General features: G+C 75.2%; 16 protein-coding genes. 8 read left to right on the top strand and 8 right to left on the bottom strand.

Features of this window, described 5'->3' with window-relative positions:
* Positions 1-15: 15 nt before the first annotated feature.
* Positions 16-537 carry a VOC family protein gene (locus ACQP1S_RS09185; RefSeq protein WP_432905194.1) on the bottom strand — a complete coding sequence of 174 codons (522 nt, stop codon included), beginning with the start codon at positions 535-537 and terminating at the stop codon, positions 16-18.
* A 50-nt stretch (positions 538-587) separates the two neighbouring features.
* On the opposite strand from ACQP1S_RS09185, the gene ACQP1S_RS09180 reads away from it, so the two are divergent.
* Both ACQP1S_RS09180 and ACQP1S_RS09175 read left to right on the top strand, forming a co-directional pair.
* Positions 588-1,049 (top strand): MarR family winged helix-turn-helix transcriptional regulator, encoded by a 462-nt coding sequence (locus ACQP1S_RS09180; RefSeq protein WP_432907916.1) that lies wholly within the window; start codon positions 588-590, stop codon positions 1,047-1,049.
* Between the two features lie 57 nt (positions 1,050-1,106).
* On the top strand, positions 1,107-2,978 hold the full coding sequence (locus tag ACQP1S_RS09175) for a tetratricopeptide repeat protein (protein WP_432905191.1): 1,872 nt from the start codon (positions 1,107-1,109) through the stop codon (positions 2,976-2,978).
* A 1,074-nt stretch (positions 2,979-4,052) separates the two neighbouring features.
* Here the strand turns inward: ACQP1S_RS09175 and ACQP1S_RS09170 are convergent.
* On the bottom strand, positions 4,053-5,585 hold the full coding sequence (locus ACQP1S_RS09170) for an ATP-binding protein (protein ID WP_432907913.1): 1,533 nt from the start codon (positions 5,583-5,585) through the stop codon (positions 4,053-4,055).
* 41 nt (positions 5,586-5,626) lie between these two features.
* The gene (locus ACQP1S_RS09165) at positions 5,627-6,283 is read right to left on the bottom strand and encodes a response regulator transcription factor (protein WP_432905188.1); all 657 of its coding nucleotides are present in this window, start codon (positions 6,281-6,283) and stop codon (positions 5,627-5,629) included.
* A 94-nt stretch (positions 6,284-6,377) separates the two neighbouring features.
* On the opposite strand from ACQP1S_RS09165, the gene ACQP1S_RS09160 reads away from it, so the two are divergent.
* Together ACQP1S_RS09160 and ACQP1S_RS09155 are read left to right on the top strand one after the other, a co-directional pair.
* The gene (locus ACQP1S_RS09160; protein WP_432905185.1) at positions 6,378-7,532 is read left to right on the top strand and encodes a LolA family protein; all 1,155 of its coding nucleotides are present in this window, start codon (positions 6,378-6,380) and stop codon (positions 7,530-7,532) included.
* Positions 7,533-7,928: 396 nt separating this feature from the next.
* Positions 7,929-10,190: a HelD family protein gene (locus ACQP1S_RS09155; protein WP_432907910.1), complete on the top strand. Its 2,262-nt coding sequence runs from the start codon at positions 7,929-7,931 to the stop codon at positions 10,188-10,190.
* 172 nt (positions 10,191-10,362) lie between these two features.
* Here ACQP1S_RS09155 and ACQP1S_RS09150 read toward each other — a convergent pair whose 3' ends face one another.
* Positions 10,363-10,770, bottom strand: a complete 408-nt coding sequence (locus ACQP1S_RS09150; protein WP_432905182.1) for a hypothetical protein — start codon at positions 10,768-10,770, stop codon at positions 10,363-10,365.
* A 481-nt stretch (positions 10,771-11,251) separates the two neighbouring features.
* Here ACQP1S_RS09150 and ACQP1S_RS09145 point away from each other — a divergent pair, with 481 nt between their 5' ends.
* Positions 11,252-11,536 (top strand): hypothetical protein, encoded by a 285-nt coding sequence (locus tag ACQP1S_RS09145; protein ID WP_176739158.1) that lies wholly within the window; start codon positions 11,252-11,254, stop codon positions 11,534-11,536.
* Between the two features lie 167 nt (positions 11,537-11,703).
* Here ACQP1S_RS09145 and ACQP1S_RS09140 read toward each other — a convergent pair whose 3' ends face one another.
* Positions 11,704-12,687 (bottom strand): sporulation protein, encoded by a 984-nt coding sequence (locus tag ACQP1S_RS09140; RefSeq protein WP_432905179.1) that lies wholly within the window; start codon positions 12,685-12,687, stop codon positions 11,704-11,706.
* Between the two features lie 72 nt (positions 12,688-12,759).
* Positions 12,760-14,019, bottom strand: a complete 1,260-nt coding sequence (locus ACQP1S_RS09135) for a multidrug effflux MFS transporter (RefSeq protein WP_432905176.1) — start codon at positions 14,017-14,019, stop codon at positions 12,760-12,762.
* Between the two features lie 195 nt (positions 14,020-14,214).
* Here ACQP1S_RS09135 and ACQP1S_RS09130 point away from each other — a divergent pair, with 195 nt between their 5' ends.
* On the top strand, positions 14,215-14,424 hold the full coding sequence (locus tag ACQP1S_RS09130) for a hypothetical protein (RefSeq protein ID WP_091251889.1): 210 nt from the start codon (positions 14,215-14,217) through the stop codon (positions 14,422-14,424).
* Between the two features lie 16 nt (positions 14,425-14,440).
* Here the strand turns inward: ACQP1S_RS09130 and ACQP1S_RS09125 are convergent, their stop codons facing one another.
* The gene (locus tag ACQP1S_RS09125) at positions 14,441-15,109 is read right to left on the bottom strand and encodes a TetR/AcrR family transcriptional regulator (RefSeq protein ID WP_432905172.1); all 669 of its coding nucleotides are present in this window, start codon (positions 15,107-15,109) and stop codon (positions 14,441-14,443) included.
* A gap of 53 nt (positions 15,110-15,162) precedes the next feature.
* On the opposite strand from ACQP1S_RS09125, the gene ACQP1S_RS09120 reads away from it, so the two are divergent.
* Positions 15,163-16,017, top strand: a complete 855-nt coding sequence (locus ACQP1S_RS09120) for an alpha/beta fold hydrolase (protein WP_432905169.1) — start codon at positions 15,163-15,165, stop codon at positions 16,015-16,017.
* A 99-nt stretch (positions 16,018-16,116) separates the two neighbouring features.
* On the opposite strand, the gene ACQP1S_RS09115 is transcribed toward ACQP1S_RS09120, so the two are convergent.
* The gene (locus ACQP1S_RS09115; protein WP_432905166.1) at positions 16,117-17,037 is read right to left on the bottom strand and encodes an alpha/beta fold hydrolase; all 921 of its coding nucleotides are present in this window, start codon (positions 17,035-17,037) and stop codon (positions 16,117-16,119) included.
* Positions 17,038-17,116: 79 nt separating this feature from the next.
* Here ACQP1S_RS09115 and ACQP1S_RS09110 point away from each other — a divergent pair, with 79 nt between their 5' ends.
* Positions 17,117-17,686, top strand: a complete 570-nt coding sequence (locus ACQP1S_RS09110) for a TetR/AcrR family transcriptional regulator (protein ID WP_432905163.1) — start codon at positions 17,117-17,119, stop codon at positions 17,684-17,686.
* The last annotated feature ends 143 nt before the right edge of the window (positions 17,687-17,829 follow it).

The following is a 17,829-nucleotide window of genomic DNA, read 5'->3' as shown; positions in this document are numbered from 1 at the left end:
CTACCGTACGACGGTTCAGGCCGGGACGGAGATCCCCACCCCGCCCCGGGTCTGGCCGCCGTAGCGGGCCCGCTCGCGGTCGAGGTCGAGCCGGCCGATCCGCTTGCGGGCGGCGAGGGCGTCCTCGTCGAGCTGTTCGGCCGGGACGATCCAGACGATCTCGAACTCCAGCCCGTCGGGGTCGCGGCCGTAGAGACTCTTGGTGGTGCCGTGGTCGGAGGTGCCGACCAGGGCGTCGGCGGCGGCCAGCCGCTGCGCGGTGACGGCCAGTTCGTCGAGGGTGTCCAGCTCCCAGGCCAGGTGGTAGAGGCCGACGGTGGCCCGGCCGGCCTGCGAGCGGCCGGCGTTCGCACCGATCTCGAACAGCCCGAGGTCGTGGTCGTTCGTCGAGTCGGGGGCCTGGAGGAAGGCCGCGCCCCGGAACCCGTCCGGGGTCATCGGCACCGGGCGGAAGCCCAGCACGTCGCGATAGAAGTCGATGCTGCGACGCAGGTCGGAGACGTAGAGCACGGCATGGTTGAGGCGGTGGATTCCCATGCCACCCACGGTAGCGCGATTTGGTTGAGCGTTCAACCATTCCGGCTATGATGACGGTCATGACCCGCTGGCTGGACCACGACGAGCAGCAGACCTGGCGCGCCTTCCTGGCCGCCTCCCGGGCGCTCACCGACACCCTCGACCGCGAGCTGCAACGCGACGCCGGGATGCCGCACGCCTACTACGAGATCCTGGTCCGGCTCTCCGAGGTGCCCGGCCGGCGGCTGCGGATGAGCGAGCTGGCGGACCTCACCGGCTCGTCGCGCAGCCGCCTCTCGCACGCCGCAGCCCGGCTGGAGACCGTCGGCTGGGTCCGCCGCGAGGAGTGCCCCACCGACCGACGCGGCCAGATCGCCGTCCTCACCGAGGCCGGTTTCGCGGCCCTCGCCGCCGCCGCGCCCGGCCACGTCGAGGGGGTACGCCGGCACCTGTTCGACGCGCTCAGCCCGGCCCAGGTCGACCAGCTACGCCGGATCAGCGAGACGCTGGTCGCCCACCTGACCGGTTCTTGACCAAGTTGCCGACCGGCAAGGGTTGTACTAACCGTCGCCGGCCAAGCACGATGGGGCGTGTCTTCCGGCTTCGGTGAACTGACCCTCCAGGCGCAGCACCTGGTGTCCGCCGGCGACCTGGCCGGCGCCCAGCGACTGCTCGCCGACGCGCTGACCGACGCGGACCCCCGCCCCGACCACGCCTCCCCCGAGCTGGCCGAGGCCGCCGGGCTCCAGGCCCGGCTGCTGGTCACCCTCGGCGAACCGCACTCGGCGCGCGGCTGGGCCGCCTTCGCGTACGCGGCGTCGAGCCGCCTGTACGGCATCTCCGACCAGCGGACCATCTCGACGGCGGCCACCCTGGCGGCGGTGCTGCACCGGGTCGGCAGCGACGCCCGCGCCGCCCGGCTCTATTCCGAGGTGATCCTGGAGCTGACCGCCCACGACGGCCCCGAGTCGCTGCGGGTGCTCGCCGCGCACGCCGATCTGGCCACCGTGGAGTACGCCCGTGGTCAGTGCGCCCAGGCCCGCGAACGCCTCCAGGACGCCTGGGAGCTGCACCGCGAGGTCTATGGCGACGGGCACGCCAGCGGGATCAAGATGCTCGCCCGGCTCGGCGCGATGCAACGCGACTGCGGCCGGTTCGACGAGGCGCACGACAACCTCGCCCTCGCCCGCGAGCTGGCCCGCCAGCACCTGGCCGCCGACGACCCGCTGGCCCGGCAGGTCGCCGCGCTGGCCCGCGCCGCCGCCGACCCGGATCACGTCTGCGACGACGAGCCCACCCCGCAGCGCGAGACACCGGTCGTCCCGGCCGCCCGCACCCCCCCGCCCGCCGAGGGTCCACCGGACCTGCCGGCCTGGTCGGCCGGGACGGTGCCACCCGACGAGGCGTACCCGCCGACGGTGCCCGGCCAGCGGCTCCCCCCCGAGGACACCGGCTACCCGCACGACGCCGGCCGGTCGGCCCCCTTCGACCACCCGGCCGGCTTCGGACCCCCCAGCCGCCCCACTCCCACCGGCTATCCCACGGACAGCGGCTATTCCGCCGACCCCGCTTACTCCGACGGGGGCGGCTATTCCGCGGACAGCGGCTACTTCCCGGGGGACGGTCGCCCCGCCGGGGGCGGCTACCCGACCAGGGGCGGCTACCCGAACGAGGGCGGTTACGAGACCGGGGGCGACTACCCGACCGGGGGCGACCGTCCCGGAGGCAGCGGCTACCCCGACGGGGGCGGCTATCCGACGGCAGCAGGCTATCCAGCCGGGTCGGGCCGGGTCGGGGACGACGGGCGCTGGCCGCCCGAGCCGGCCACCACCACGCCGGCCGGGTCCGGGGCGACCAGTAGCCGGCGGGAATCCGCGTACGCCGGGCCACCGCCGGGCCACCCCGAGCAGGAGGCCGCCGGGGTACGTCGGGTCGCGCCGCCGAGCCCGCCGGTGGACCCATCCCGGCTGCTTCCCGTGCTGGTGCCACGGCGGCACGCCCCACCCCCGCGCCGCCCGGGTGCCGTACCGCTGGTGGCAGCCGGGGTCGCGGTGGTGCTGCTGGGCGCCGTCGCGGTGATCGCCGGGGTGTCCCAGGTGGGCAGCCCCGACGAAACGCCGCCAGCCGCGTCGAGCGGCCCCGGAGCCACCCCGACCGCCGTCACGCCGAACGCCGCACCACCCGCCTCGCCGGGCACCCCACCGGGGCGGGTGACACTGCGCGACCGACCCGACGGCATCACCCTGACCTGGACGTACCCTGCCGGTGGCGAGGGCCCGGTGATCCTCTCCGCCGCCCAGGCCGGGCAGGACCCGCGGCCGTTCCAGACCCTGCCGCCCGGCACCGACAACTTTGTCGTGCACGGCCTGGACCGGAGCACCAACTACTGCTTCACCGTCGCCGTGGTCTGGTCCACCGACCTGGTAGCGCGGGCAAAACGGGTCTGCACCACCCGCCGCTGACCCACCCGCTCCCCCAGCCCCGCTCCCCCAGCCCCGCCCCGCTCCGCCCACCCCGTCCGTCCGCGGTGATCAAGAGCTTTACGCCATCCCACCCGCCCCACATGACGCAAACCTCTTGATCACCAGCCAGGTGGGGTGGATGAGGCGTTGATCAAGAGGTTTACGTCAGGAATCGCGTCGTGGGTGACGCAAACCTCTTGATCAACGCGGACGGGCGGGCGGGCTGCACCGTTCGGCTGCCGTGTTCAGCGGGCGGTGGGCAGGGTCGCGCTTCGAGGCGGGGCGGGGGCGGGGCGCAGGGACGCGGGGGCGCGGGGCGCGGGGCGCGGGGGCGCGGGGGCGCGGGGGCGCGGGGGCGCGGGGGCGCGGGGGCGCGGGGCGCGGGGGCGCGGGGGCGCGGGGGCGCGGGGGCGCGGGGCGCGGGGGCGCGGGGGCGCGGGGCGCGGGGGCGCGGGGGCGCGGGGGCGCGGGGGCGCGGGGGCGCGGGGGCGCGGGGCGCGGGGGCGCGGGGGCGCGGGGGCGCGGGGGCGCGGGGGCGCGGGGGCGCGGGGGCGCGGGGGCGCGGGGCGCGGGGGCGCGGGGGCGCGGGGGCGCGGGGGCGCGGGGGCGCGGGGGCGCGGGGGCGCGGGGCGCGGGGGCGCGGGGGCGCGGGGGCGCGGGGGCGCGGGGGCGCGGGGGCGCGGGGGCGCGGGGGCGCGGGGGCGCGGGGGCGCGGGGGCGCGGGGGCGCGGGGGCGCGGGGGCGCGGGGGCGCGGGGGCGCGGGGGCGCGGGGGCGCGGGGGCGCGGGGGCGCGGGGGCGCGGGGGCGCGGGGGCGCGGGGGCGCGGGGGCGCGGGGGCGCGGGGGCGCGGGGGCGCGGGGGCGCGGGGGCGCGGGGGCGCGGGGGCGCGGGGGCGCGGGGGCGCGGGGGCGCGGGGGCGCGGGGGCGCGGGGGCGCGGGGGCGCGGGGGCGCGGGGGCGCGGGGGCGCGGGGGCGCGGGGGCGCGGGGGCGCGGGGGCGCGGGGGCGCGGGGGCGCGGGGGCGCGGGGGCGCGGGGGCGCGGGGGCGGGGGGGCGGGGGGGCGGGGTGATGGTTCAGTCGGGGTCCGGTAGGACCGGTAGGCGGAGCCGGACCACCAGGCCGGGCGCCGCGTCGGCGAGGTCGATCGTGCCGCCGCCCCGGCGGACCAGTTCCCGGACGATGGCCAGGCCGAGCCCGGCGCCGCCCGCGTCCCGGGCCCGGCCCTCGTCCAGCCGGGTGAACCGGCGGAACACCCGCTCCCGGTCCGCCACCGGGATGCCCGGCCCGTCGTCGGTCACCGACACCAGGTGGTACGCCCCGTCCGTTGCCGGCTCGACGGCCAGCACGACCCGGGTACGCGCGTGCCGGACGGCGTTGTCCACCAGGTTGCCCAGTACCCGCCGCAGTTCGTCAGGGACACCCACCGTCCACGCCGGCCCCGACGCCGCAGCGACGAGCACGACCGGCGGCACGGACGAACCGCCAATCCCAGGCGGGACAGACGGGCTGCCTCCACCCGGCGGGGCCGGCGAACCACCGTCACCCGCCGGGTCGGGCGCGCTGCCCGCACCCGGCGGCACGGACGAACCGCCGACATCCGGCGGGGTGGGCGGGTTGTCCGCGTTCGGCGGCTCCGCCCCGATGGCGACCGGTGGGCCCGGCCGGCGGGCGGCGACCTCGGTGAGCAGCCCGCCCAGCTCCACCGGCCCCGCCTCGCGCGGGTGGCCGGCCCCCGGTGCCGACTGTTCGTCGAGCCGGGCGAGCAGCAGCAGGTCGTTGACGAGCCGACCCAGCCGTTCGGTGTCGGCGAGCAGGTCGGCGGCGACAGCCGGCCAGTCGGAACGGTCACCGAGGCGCTGGGCCACCTCCAGCTCGGTACGCATGTTCGTCAACGGGCTGCGCAGCTCGTGCGCCGCGTCGGCGAGGAACGACCGTTGCCGGGCACGGGTCGCCTCCAACCGGTCCAGCATGTCGTTCAGGGTGACCGCCAGCCGGTGGATCTCGTCCTGGGAGGCGGGCACCGGCAGCCGGTCGGCCGCGTCCCGGCCGGTGATCTCGGCCGCCCCGCTGCGCAGCGCCTCGACCGGCCGCAGGGTCGCCCCGACCACCCGCCAGGCGACCACCGCGAGCAGCCCCACCAGCAGCGGGAAGGCGACCAGCAACATGGTACGGGCGGCCTGGGTGGCGTGCCGGATGTCCACGGTGGAGCGGCCCACCAGGACGGTCAACGGCTCCCCCGCCGACTGGGCGGGCACCGCCACCACCCGCACCGGCCCCTCCCAGCCGAGCCGTTGGCCGGGCACCACCGTGCGTTGCCGACCGTTGCCGGTGAGCTGGTCGGGGCGGACCATCGGCACCAGCCGGTCGGCGTCGATGGAGGCGGCCCGGATCCGCCCGGCGGAGTCGACCACCTGCACCCGGAGTTGGCCGCCGGCCACCGGCAGCGGGTCGGGCAGGGCGTCCTCGCCGGCCAGCCGGGCGACCGCGTCGGCGGTGCGGAACGCCTCCTCGTCGACGGTGCGTTGCAGCGTCCAGCCCAACGCCACCAGCAGCACCACTCCGCCCAGGGCCAGCCCCACCGAGAGCCCGGCCACGCCGAGCACCATCAGCCGGGCGCGCAGGCCGAGCACCGGCCAGCGGGGGCGTCTCACGGGATCAGCCGGTAGCCGGCGCCCCGGACGGTCTCCAACCGGTCCCGGCCGATCTTGCGGCGCAGGTAGCCGACGTACACCTCGACCGCGTTGGGTGCGGTCCGCAGGCTGGCGTCCCAGACGTGGTCCAGCAACTCGGTCTTGGAGATCACCTCGCCGGGTCGGCGGATCAGGTACTCCAACAGCGCGAACTCCCGGGCGGTGAGCACCACCTCGACGTCGGCCCGGGTGACCCGCCGGCGGGCCGGGTCCAGTCGCAGGTCCCCGACGGTGAGCACGGTCGGTCGTTCCGGGGCGCCCCGACGCAGCAGCGCCCGCAGCCGGGCCAGCAGCACCACGTACGAGAAGGGTTTGGTCAGGTAGTCGTCCGCCCCGCAGTCCAACCCGTCGGCCTGGTCGTACTCGCCGTCCTTGGCGGAGAGCATCAGCACCGGCAGCCAGCACTCGTCGGCGCGCAGCCGGCGGACCACCTCGTAGCCGGACAGGCCGGGGAGCATCACGTCGAGGATCATCGCGTCGTAACCGCCGTGCCGGGCGGCGTCCAGCCCGGTCGGCCCGGTGCCCGCGGTGTCCACCACGAACCCCTCGGCGGTCAGGCCACGCTGCAACGCCGCCGCCAACCGCGCCTCGTCCTCCACCACCAGCACCCGCATGACCCCAGCGTGCCACCTGGCCGTGACCCACCGGGACGCCGTCCTCAGCCGGTTCACAGCACCCAACCGGCAGAGTGGTCCCAGGAGGTGCCCCATGTCCGTACTGAAGAACCGTTCCACCCTGCGGTGGCTGGTGCCACTGGCCGCCGCGGTCACCGTCGTGGGCGGAGGTGCCGCGATCGGCACGTTCGCCGCGAACGCCGAACCCGCCCTGCCGCCACGCAGCGCCGCCCAACTGCTCGTCGACCTGCAGACCGCCCGGTTGGACGGGCTCTCCGGCACGGTGGTGCAGCGCGCCGATCTCGGGCTGCCGAAACTGGTCGGCCTGGCCGGTGGGGACGCCGCGCTGCTCAGCGGCACGCACACCCTGCGGGTCTGGTACTCGGGACCGGACCGGCAGCGGGTCGCGCTGCTCGACACCCTCGGCGAGCGGGACGTCATCCGTTCCGGCCGCGATGTGTGGACCTGGGACAGCAAGGCCAACACCGCGACGCACCGCACCCTGCCGGAGTCGACCGGGCGGGCGGCGGAGGGCGCGTTGCCGGTCACCCCGCAGGAGGCCGCCGAGCGGGCCCTGGCCGCCGTCGACCCGAGCACGCTGGTCACCACCGGCCGGTCGGCCACCGTCGCCGGTCGGGACGCGTACGAACTGGTGCTCACCCCGCGTGACGAGGCGTCCCTGGTGCACCAGGTACGGATCGCCATCGACGCGACCGAGCACGTGCCGCTGCGGTTCGAGGTGCTCGCCGACGGCGCCGACCAGCCGGCCTTCGAGATGGCCTTCACCCAGGTCGACTACCGCCGGCCGGACGCCGACCAGTTCACCTTCAACCCGCCGCCCGGGGTGAAGGTGACCGAGGCGACCGGCGAGTTCCCGGGCGAGAAGGCCGGGGCGCGGTCGAAGGCCGGGGCCGGGTCGAAGCCCGACGCGGCACGCCGGCCCGGTGCGGGCGACGAGTCTGGTCTGCGTACCGTCGGGACCGGCTGGGCCACCGTGCTGGTGGTGCGGACGGACGAGGCGGACGCGGCGGGTAAGCCGGCGGGTGGTGCGGCGAAGCCCGGACCGGCCGACGGCCCCGGCGCGGCGCAGGCCCTCGACCTGCTCAACGGGCTGCCCAAGGTCAGCGGGGACTGGGGCAGCGGCCGGTTGTTCGCCGGAAAGCTGTTCAGCGTGCTGCTCACCGACGACGGGCGGGTGCTCGCCGGGGCGGTGACCCCGGAGCGGCTGTACCAGGCCGCGCGGGGCTGATCCCGCACGCCACGACCCTCGGGGGTCCGGGCCGGCGCAAGCCGGTGCGGGCCCCCGTCGGCATGTCCGGGCCCGGCCGACAGCCATGACCCAGGCCGGTGGGAGCCGGGAGCCGGGAGCCGGGAGCCGGGAGCCGGGAGCCGGGAGCCGGGAGCCGGGAGCGACCGCGCGGGGCCAGCGACCCGAACGGGGCCAGGCCGGGGTTGCCGGTCGGGCGAAGGCTTGGTGGGGGGCCGCCGCAGGCGGTATCTTGAACAGTTCCCGAAATGCAAAGTGGAATGGCCGCAGAGCCATTCCATGCGTGATTCTAATCTATGAGGAGACGGCTTGTCAACGCACCCGGACGAGCTGCGGCAACCCGACGACGAGATCGGCCGCGAGCAGGAGTACGTGTCGATGCTCTACGGCCGGCTGGACGACCTGCGCGAGCAGGCCGGCCGGCGGCTCACCGACGAGCTGCGCGCCGGTGGTGGCGGCACCCAGCAGGACCGCTCCCAACGCGACAGCGCCGTCCGGATGTACGCCGACCAGGTCGAACAGTTCTCGGCGGTCGAACAGGGGCTGGCCTTCGGCCGGCTTGACGGGGCCGACGGCAGCCGGCACTACGTCGGCCGGATCGGCATCTTCGACACCGACGGCGACTACGACCCGCTGCTGATGGACTGGCGTGCCCCCGCCGCCCGGCCGTTCTACCTCGCCACCGCCGCCAATCCGCAGGGCATCCGGTTGCGGCGGCACCTGCGCACCCGGGAACGCAAGGTCACCGGCCTCAACGACGAGGTGCTGGACATCGAGGCGGCCTCCCCCACCGGCCACGAGGAGCTGACCGGCGAGGCGTCCCTACTCGCCGCGCTCAGCGCCGGCCGGACCGGCCGGATGCGGGACATCGTCGAGACCATCCAGGTCGAGCAGGACCGGATCATCCGGGCCGACCTGCCCGGGGTGCTGGTGGTGCAGGGCGGCCCCGGCACCGGCAAGACGGCCGTCGCGTTGCACCGCGCCGCGTACCTGCTCTACACCCACCGGCAGCAGCTCTCCACCCGGGGCGTGCTGCTGGTCGGGCCGAACGCCACCTTCCTGCGCTACATCTCGCAGGTGCTGCCGGCACTGGCCGAGACGGGGGTGCTGCTCAGCACCCCCGGCGACCTCTTTCCCGGGGTCAGCGCCCGTCGTGCCGAGCCGGCCCGGACCGCCGCCCTCAAGGGACGGGCGGTGCTGGCCGAGGTGCTCGCCGCCGCCGTCCGGGACCGGCAGTGGGTGCCCGACGAGCCGCTGGAGATCGAGTTGCCCCAGCGGGAGATGCTGCGGCTGGACCCGGAGACGGTACGCCAGGCCCGCGACCGGGTCCGGCGCACCGATCGCCCGCACAACCTGGCCCGCGCGCTGTTCGACATCGAGATCGTGCACGCCCTCGCCGACCAGGTCGCCGAGCGGATCGGCGCCGACCCGCTCGGCGGGGAGAACCTGCTGGAGGAGGCGGACCGCGCCGAGATCCGCCGGGAGCTGCGCGAGGAACCGGAGGTCACCGCCGCGCTGGACCGGCTCTGGCCGGTGCTCACCCCGCAACGGCTGCTCGCCGACCTGTACGCCGCGCCGGAGCGGATCGCCGCCGCCGCGCCGATGCTCACCGACGACGAGCGCGCCCTGCTGCACCGCCCGGCGGGCGACGGCTGGACGCCGGCCGACGTGCCGCTGCTGGACGAAGCCGCCGAGCTGCTCGGCGAGGACGAGCGGGCCGCCGCCGCCCGCCGGGAACGCATCCGCTCCTTCCAACGCGAGTACGCCGAGGGTGTGCTGGAGATCGCCCGGGGCTCCCGCTCGATCGACGTGGAGGACGAGGCCGAAGGCGGTGAGATCCTCGGTGTCACCGACCTGATCGACGCCGACCGGCTGCTGGAACGGCAGGAGGAGAGCGACCGGCTGACCACCGCGCAGCGGGCCGCCGCCGACCGGCGTTGGGCGTTCGGGCACGTCATCGTGGACGAGGCGCAGGAGTTGACCCCGATGGCCTGGCGGCTGCTGATGCGTCGTTGCCCGAGCCGGTCGATGACCATCGTCGGGGACGTGGCGCAGACCGGCGCGCTGGCCGGCACCCCGTCCTGGGCCGAGGCGCTGGAGCCGTATGTGGCGCGGCGGTGGCGGCTGGAGGAGCTGACCGTCAGCTACCGCACTCCGGCCGAGATCATGGCGGTCGCCGCCGAGGTGCTCGCCGGGATCGACCCGGAGCTGCGCCCACCCCGCTCGGTACGCCACAGCGGGGTGCCGCCGTGGGACCGGACGGTCGCACCGGACCGGCTCGGCGCGGAGCTGGTCGAGGCGGCCCGCCGGGAGGCCGCCGGGCTGGACGGCGGCGGCACGGACTCCCGCCCGGGTGACCGGGAGGGGCGGCTCGGGGTGATCGTGCCGGCCGGGCGGGCCGACGAGTTGGCGGGCGTCCTGCTGGCCGCACTGCCCGAGGCGGCGGTCGGCGAGCAGCCCGAGTTGGAGAGCCGGGTGGTGCTGCTCACCGTGGGCCAGGCCAAGGGGCTGGAGTTCGACTCGGTGCTGGTGGTCGACCCGGACGGGATCGTCGCCGAGTCCCCCCGGGGCCGCAGCGACCTCTATGTCGCGCTGACCCGCGCCACCCAACGCCTGGGGGTGCTCCGCCCCGCCGCCTGACCCACCGCCTGGTCCGGACCACCCGCGAGATCGGGCGTGAGACGCGGATGTCGTGGCCTCCCCGGCGGAAGGCCACGACATCCGTGGTCGCGGGTCGTCGGGGCGATCGGCCCGGTGACCGGGGCGGGCCCGGCCGCACCGGGCCGGGCGACCCACCCCACCTCCGATGGTGTCAGTCGTCGGAGAAGTCACCGATCTCGACGGCACTGGCGGACTGGTCGCTGACGGGGCCGCCGGTCGGGGTGCTCAGGCCACCGGTGGTGGCGTCGCCGGTGGTGGTCGGGGCGACCTTGCCCGGGTGCCGCCCGGGCTGCCGGGCCACCCGCCGCACGCTGGCCGGGCCGGCGGTGCCGCCGGTGGTGGTCACCGCCCCCTGGCCCCGGGTCGGGCCACCGTCGCGCAGCACCTCCGGGTCGATCGGCACGTCGGCCACGTCGTCCGGGTCGTCCTCCTGGATGGCTCTGGTCACGTCGACCCGGGGCACGGTCACCTCGTCGAGCGCCCCGGGGCCGTACACCCCGGCGGTGAGCCGTTCCTCGGCCGCACGGGTGGAGTTCCGCATCACGTCGTCGTCGCGCACGTCCATCACCTCGCAGAGTCTCGGCGGAACCCGCTGCGTGCCCGGGGTCCGGACGACCAAACACCGCCCCCCGCCGCCAGAAACGAGGTTGGCAGCCGGCGGTCGAGGTGCCGGTCCGCTGCCCACCCCGGCGGCGCGCGGACCGCACCCCACCCCGGCCGTGCGCGGACCGGGCCTGCGTCGGCGAGGCGTCGCCGCGTACCACGGTCGGGGCACCGGAGGGCGGGCCCGGCGGCGGCGGATTTTCGGCCGGAAGCCGGTGTTACCTGCTCACCGTCGGGGGGTAGACCCAGGGTGCCCCCGCCACAGCAGGCGAACCGTGCCGTGGCCGACCGCGGTAGCGGGGCGAGGGAAGCGCAGGTACTCATCAAATCCTGAGGAGGACCAGATGAGCACGCAGGCCGCATCCACCAGGCCCATGAACCGGCCGATGCAGGACACCGCCCAGCGCAACGCCATGATGAACGAGCAGACCCGGCAGATGCCGGCGATGCACGACGGGCACCGGGAGCCGATGCCGTCGCCGGGTACGGAGACCAAGCAGTCGTTCCTGACGACCGAGTTCTGGGTGTACGCCGCCGCAGTCGCGGTCGTGGTGATCTCCGCCTTCTGGCGTGGTACCGCCACGAACGGGCTGAACATCAACAACCCGACGCAGGCGTGGTGGTTCCTGACCGCCCTGACCGGCGCCTACCTGGTGAGCCGGGGCCTGGCGAAGGCGGGTTCGGCGCGGCGTTCCGGCGCGGAGCGCAAGGGTCGTCGCTGACCGTAGCTGACCCGAGCAGCGCAAGCTGCTGAGGACGATGGCCCCCGGGATTCCTCCCGGGGGCCATCGCTGGTCCACGTGACCGCCGAGCGCGGTCCAGCCGTCACGACGTCTCCACACCGGACCGGCGACCCGCCCGACGAGGGTCCGCCGGACCTGACCTCAGTTCACTCGTCGCCGCCGAAGTCGCCGCCGTCGTCACCCTCGAAGGCGTCCTCGATCAGTTCGCCGGCGACCAGGCCACCGGCGACACCGAGGGCCGCGCCGGCCACCACGCCGCCCATCCCCGGGCCCCGGCCGTGGTGGCCGTGACCCTTGCCGTGCATCGGGTAGCCGTGGGTGGGGGCGCCGTACCCGGAGGAGGCGCGCAGGTTGCCGTACGTGGAGGTGGTCTCGCGCAGCCAGCCGTCGACGACCTGGACCCAGTCGACCCGGTCGACGTCGGCGTGCGAGACGGTGTAGCGGCCGAACACGTCGTGCCCGGAGCTGAGGAAGCCGCCCCGCTTGTCGCACTCCAGCACCACCTCGACCCCGTGCGGGCTGGTCACGAAGGTCAGCTCCAGCTCGGTGATGGCCTGCGCGTACTGGGGTGCGGCGAAGAACTCGATCTCCTGGTAGAACGGCAGCGTCTGCTGGGAGCCCCGGATGTGGCCCCGCTCCAGGTCGGCGTGCTTGAACCGGAAACCGAGCTGCTGGAACGCGCCCAGGATCTGCTCGTGCACCGGCAGCGGGTGCACGTTGACCTGGTCGAGGTCGCTCTTGTCGACCGCGCGGGCGATCGCCAGCTCGGTACGCAGACCCATGGTCATGCCGTGCAGGCGCTGGCCGTAGACGTCGGTGATCGGGGTCTCCCACGGCACCGGCAGCTGGAACGGGATGGCGAGCTGCTGCTTCGGGGCGAGCTGGAGCGGGCCGCTGACCACCATCCGGTGGAACTCCATGACCCCGGCGTACTCGCTGTCACCGCCCTCGATCTCGACCCGGGTGACCAGCCCGATGACGACCTGCTCGATGTTGGCGGGGGCGTCCCCGCCGACCAGGTTCACGTTGCCGTCGAGGGTCAGGCCGGGCCGGGTGTTCGGGTTGGCCAGGACGGTGTCGACGCTGGGCCCACCCACGCCGAACGCGCTCAGCATCTTCTTGAAGACCATCGGAACTCCCGCTTCACGGTCGGCGCGTACTCCACCGTGGAGCACGCACGGTTACCCGGCGCACCCTAGCTGCTAGGGCTGTGAAGTGACTGAGAAGCCACGCCGGGGCCGGGCCAGCACCAGCAGCACCCCGGACGCCGCCACGAAGAAGACCGCCATGGCCGCCGCCATCGGCAGCAGGCTCGCGTACCCGAGGAGACCGGTCAGCGGCGTGACCAGCGCGCCGGCCAGGAAGCCCAGACCACCCTGGAGCGCGGCGGCGGTGCCGGCGGAATGCCGGCCGGCCTCCTGTGCCAGCGCGGTGGTCGCCGGCAGCGTGAGGCCCATCCCGGTCACCACCACGGCGAGCAACGCCCACGGCACGGCCAACGGCGGCGCGGCCTGCCGGTCGACGAGGGCCACGACGAGCAGGGCGAGGGTCGCCACCGTGGACGCTCCCACCCCGGCGGCCCGCAGCGGGCCGGCCCCGAGCCGCGTCACCAGCAGCCGGAAGAGCAGCCCGGCCCCGGCCATGCCGGCGGCGTTGGTGGCGAAGATGAGCGTGTAGCGGGCCTCGTCCATCCGGTAGACCGTCTGGAAGACGAACGACGACCCACCGATGTAGGTGAAGAAGCCGGCGATCGCGAGGCACAGCACGGTGAGGTGGGTGAGGAACCCCCGGTCGCGCAGCAGCCCGGCCATCCGCCCGACCGCCTCGCGCGGGCCGCCCGCCTGCCGGCGGTGCGCGGGCAGCGTCTCCGGCAGCCCGACCAGCGCGGCCACCGCCATCGCCGCGCCCAGCCCGGTGAGGGCGAGGAACACGGTACGCCAGTCACCGTGGTCGAGGATCACTCCGCCGACGGCGGGCGCCAGCACCGGGCCGAGGAAGGTCACCGAGGCGATGCTGCCGAACCGGGCGGCGGCCTGCGTGCCCTGCCAGGCGTCGGTCACCATCGCCCGGCCCAGCGCCACTCCGGTGCCGGCGGCGATCCCCTGGCCGAGTCGGGCCAGGACCAGCACCCCGCCGCTGGAGGCGACCACGCAGAGCAGCGACAACAGCGTGAAGCTCAGCGTGCTCACCAGGACGATGCCGCGTCGGCCCCGGACGTCGCTGACCGGGCCGAGCAGGAGCTGACCGGCGGCCATCCCGATGATGAACGCGGTCAGGGTCAACTGGGCCACGGTCGCGCTGGTGTCCAGGGAGCGCCGCAGCTCGGGCAGGGCGGCGAGGTACGCGTCGGTGGCGAACGGCCCGACCCCGGTCAGCAGCACCAGCGCCACCATGGACGGCGTGCCCGCCGGCCGACGGGGCCGGTGCGGCGTGGACGGCTTCTTGACCTGCGGCTGTGTCACCCGTCGGACCCTAGTCGCGGGATCGGTCCGGCGCGGGGTCCCGGGGTGGCCGGTGTCTCCGATCCAGTCCGCCCCCGGCGGCGGTGATCGGCGCGCCTCGGCTCCCCGTTCGCTTGACAGGAGCTGGCCATACTGGGGCGGTGGAGTTACCGGACCACTACGGAATGGAATTTCCTTCGATGGACGGAGGCCGACATGCGTTGGCTCATGATCCTGATCCTCGTGGTGGGAGCTGCCGCCGCCGTCTGGCTGTGGCGTCGCGCCCGACAGGCATCGATCGACCCCGACCGGCGGATTCTCGACCAGCAGGCGTCGGCCGAGGCCCGGACCCGGCTCGACGAACACCGCAACCGCACTGACGGCAGCGGCACCGGCAGCGGTGGGGTCGGCGGCTGGAGCCAGTAGGGGCCGCCTGCCCGGCCTATCCGGCGTCGTCGGTGAGCAGTCCGCGCAGGACGCTGCGTACCGTCGTCTCGAAGAGGTCGCGGGGCGCGGACGGTGCCGGATCGGTGATGGCGGCGACCAGGTTCGGGTAGGCCGCCAGGTCGATGCCGGCGAAGCCGACCGGCGGGGCGGCGGTCTCCTGGCGGGCGAACAGCGACGTCACCCCGGTCATCATGGCGATCGCCTCGAACTTGGTGGTGGTCGCCGCCGGGACCGGCCGCAGGACGGCCAGGCAGTGGTCGAACCAGGCCAGGCTCTGGGGGCCGGGGGCGGTCGGCCGGGGCAGGATCGCCACCAGCCACGGATGCCGGCGGTACAGGTCGAGCTGCCGTCGGGCGAGCCGGAGCATCGCGTCGAGCCAGTCGCCGTCGGCTTCCGGGTAGGGGCGCAGCTCCCCCGCCGCCCGGTCGACCATCAGGTCGAGCAGGTCGTCGCGGGAGGACAGGTAGCGGTAGAGCGACCCGGCGCCGGTGTGCAGCGCGGCGGCGACCGCCCGCATGGAAACCGCGCCGAGGCCGTCGGCGTCGGCCATCGCGATCGCGGCGGCCACGATCTCGTCCCGGGAGTGCGTCGGGGCGGGCCCGCGCAACCCCCGGGCCGGCCGGGACCAGATCGGCGGACGGGCTGGCTCAGCGGAGGACGTCACCGCTACACTCTAAAACTGCAAACACCGTTCGCAGTTTTGATGGGGAGGACGACATGCCACAGCAGTGGACCGCGCAGCGGGTGCCGGCGGCCGACGACGCCGAGATCGTGCTCCACTCCCTCGGCAGCGGGCCGGGCATCGTGGTCGTGCACGGCGGCGGCGTCACCATCGAGGTCTACCGCCGGCTGGCGGCGCGGTTGGCCGACCGGTTCACCGTGCACCTCTACAACCGTCGCGGCCGGGCCGACGCGGCGGCCCGTGCCGAGCCCTACGACGGTGAGCAGGACATCGACGATCTCGCGACGCTGCTGAGCGCCACCGGGGTCCGCAACGTGCTCGGCCACAGCGGCGGCGGCTTCGTGGCCCTGCGCGCCGCCGCCCGTGGGTTGCCGATCGACCGGCTGGCCCTCTATGACGCGGCGGTCCAGGTCAACGGCCTGTTCCCCCTCGACTGGGTGCCCGCCGCCCGCGAGGCGGCACACGCGGGCGACATCGCCCGCGCCCTGGCGCTCACCGGGGCCGGCCTCAACACCCAGTCGGCCGCGTCGCGCCTGCCACTGGCCGTGCGGATCGGCATCTGCCGGCTGTTCCTGCGTACGACGATCGGGCGCACCATGGGCGAGTTGCTGCCGACCACCCTGGACGAGAGCATGCTGATCCAGCAGCACGACAGCTCGCCGCAGCGGTGGGCCGGCATCACCGCCGAGGCGCTGCTGGCCTACGGCAGCAGCGGGCCGCCCTACTACCGGCCGACCAACGAGGCGCTGGCGCGGGTCATGCCGCACGCCCGCACGTTGGCGGTGCCCCGCGCCGGCCACGACGCGCTCAACCGCGCCCCGCGACACCTGCTCGATGCGCTCGCCGACTTCTTCACCACCCCGGTCGCCTCGCAGCGGACCCGCTCGTGACGAGCCGACAGCATCCGCACGCTGCCCCGGAGACGGTTCCCGGCGCGCGGGAGCCGCCGGGGCGGAGGCCGGGGACGGCCGGCCACCGCCACGAGCGGGTCAGGCGTGCGGCCCGCCTGCTGCCGGTCGGCCGCCGAGGAAGCCCTCCAGGGCTTCGGTGAACCGGGCCGGCTGCTCCTCTGCGGCGTAGTGGCCGCAGTCGTCGATGATCACCTCGGTGACGTCGTCGGCCGCCAGTCGCATCGTCTGGGCGACCAGTGCGCCACTGTAGAGCGCGCCGCCGATGGCGAGCACCGGCAGCGTCAGCCGGGTCTTCGCGCGCTGCGCGTTCTGCGCGATCGTCTCGTCCAGCGCCCGGTAGTACCCGAAGCTCGCCCGCAGCCCGCGCGGGTCCGCGACGATCGCCTCGACATAGACGTCGACGGCGTACCCGGGGATGCTGGTCGGGGTGGCGGCCTTCTTGGCGAACTGGTAGCCGAAGAAGAGCCGTTCCCGCCCCCGGACCAGCTCCTCGTTGAGATCGTCGAGCCGGTTGAAACCGAAGTGCCAGAGCCGCTGGCTGACTGCGGCCGGGCTGAAGAACGACGGGGTCGGCGTGAGCCCGGGGATGATCGCGTCGACGACGGCGAGCCGGCCCACCCGCCCGGGGTGGTCGGCGGCGAGGGCGTACCCGGTCCACATGCCGATGTCGTGGCCGACCACGTCGAACCGGTCGTGGCCCAGCGCGGCCATCAGGGCGACCAGGTCGGCGGCCAGCGTGCCGGCGTCGTACCCGGCGTCGGGCTTGTCGGAGAGCCCGGACCCGCGCGGGTCGACGGCGACGACGGTGTGCGTGCGGGCGAGGGCGGGCATCACCTTGCGCCAGGCGTACCAGGTCTGCGGCCACCCGCCGACCAGCAGCAACGGCGGGCCGTCCCCGCCGGTGACCGCGTGCAGCCGCAGCCCGTCCAGCTCGACGAGCCGGCTGGTGAAGACGTCGGTGAACCCGGCGGGCAGCCGCAGCGAACTCAGGGTTGTCATGCCGGCGACCATACCCATCTTGGAACGATCAGTACAAGACCCTTGGAACGATCGGTACAAGATGGGTATGCTGGCGACCATGGCAGGTCGCAAGCAGTTCGACGTGGACAAGGCGCTACGACGGGCGATGCACGTCTTCTGGCGCTGGGGCTATTCGGAGGCCTCGATCGACCGCCTCACCGAGGGCACCGGCCTGGGCCGCAGCTCGCTCTACGGCACCTTCGGCGACAAGAGCGCCCTCTTCCGCAAGAGCCTCCAGCTCTACACGCAGACCTACCACCCGCTGTTCGACCAGGCGCTACGCGGCCCCCACCCCAGCCCGAACGCCGTGGTGGCCGCCTTCCTCCGGGTCACCCTGAACCGCATCGCCGACCCGACCGTCCCGGACGGCTGCCTGGTCACCGTGTCGGCAGCGCAGTTCCCGGCCCTCGATGCGGAGGGCCAGGCGATGGTCCGCGCCGTGATCGACGGCCTGCGGGCGATGCTGGAACAGGCGTTGCTGGCGGCGGGGGCCGGTGAGCAGGAGGCGGCCGAGTGGGCGTTGTGCACGCTGGCGACGAACAAGTCCCTGGCGGTGCTGAGCCGCGCCGGCTTCTCCGGCGAAGACCTGGCAACCGTGGCCGCAGTCGCCGCCCGCCCCCGGGACTGACGGTGCCGGTGACGCCGACCCCGCCCGCCCCGGGAGCGGTCAATGCGTCCAGAAGGTCGCCGGGAGGGCTCGACGTCGGTCGCGGACCGTTCGAGGAGTGCGGCGATGGGCAACAGTGCGGTCGCCGCGGCGTCCCCGGCGCG

This window comes from Micromonospora matsumotoense, assembly GCF_050951065.1.
GTDB lineage: Bacteria > Actinomycetota > Actinomycetes > Mycobacteriales > Micromonosporaceae > Micromonospora > Micromonospora matsumotoensis.
Note: the sequence above shows the minus strand (reverse complement) of the source record. Positions and strands in the feature narration are given on the sequence as shown.

Excerpts from the sequence above, each read along its gene's own strand:
- ACQP1S_RS09180 (WP_432907916.1), top strand. The coding sequence starts at position 588 with ATGACGGTCATGACCCGCTGGCTGGACCACGACGAGCAGCAGACCTGG.
- ACQP1S_RS09120 (WP_432905169.1), top strand. The coding sequence starts at position 15,163 with ATGCCACAGCAGTGGACCGCGCAGCGGGTGCCGGCGGCCGACGACGCC.
- ACQP1S_RS09145 (WP_176739158.1), top strand. The coding sequence starts at position 11,252 with ATGCCGGCGATGCACGACGGGCACCGGGAGCCGATGCCGTCGCCGGGT.
- ACQP1S_RS09185 (WP_432905194.1), bottom strand. The coding sequence starts at position 537 with ATGGGAATCCACCGCCTCAACCATGCCGTGCTCTACGTCTCCGACCTG.
- ACQP1S_RS09110 (WP_432905163.1), top strand. The coding sequence starts at position 17,117 with ATGGCAGGTCGCAAGCAGTTCGACGTGGACAAGGCGCTACGACGGGCG.
- ACQP1S_RS09170 (WP_432907913.1), bottom strand. The coding sequence starts at position 5,585 with ATGGTGCTCGGCGTGGCCGGGCTCTCGGTGGGGCTGGCCCTGGGCGGA.
- ACQP1S_RS09115 (WP_432905166.1), bottom strand. The coding sequence starts at position 17,037 with ATGACAACCCTGAGTTCGCTGCGGCTGCCCGCCGGGTTCACCGACGTC.
- ACQP1S_RS09155 (WP_432907910.1), top strand. The coding sequence starts at position 7,929 with ATGCTCTACGGCCGGCTGGACGACCTGCGCGAGCAGGCCGGCCGGCGG.
- ACQP1S_RS09165 (WP_432905188.1), bottom strand. The coding sequence starts at position 6,283 with ATGCGGGTGCTGGTGGTGGAGGACGAGGCGCGGTTGGCGGCGGCGTTG.
- ACQP1S_RS09130 (WP_091251889.1), top strand. The coding sequence starts at position 14,215 with ATGCGTTGGCTCATGATCCTGATCCTCGTGGTGGGAGCTGCCGCCGCC.
- ACQP1S_RS09160 (WP_432905185.1), top strand. The coding sequence starts at position 6,378 with ATGTCCGTACTGAAGAACCGTTCCACCCTGCGGTGGCTGGTGCCACTG.
- ACQP1S_RS09140 (WP_432905179.1), bottom strand. The coding sequence starts at position 12,687 with ATGGTCTTCAAGAAGATGCTGAGCGCGTTCGGCGTGGGTGGGCCCAGC.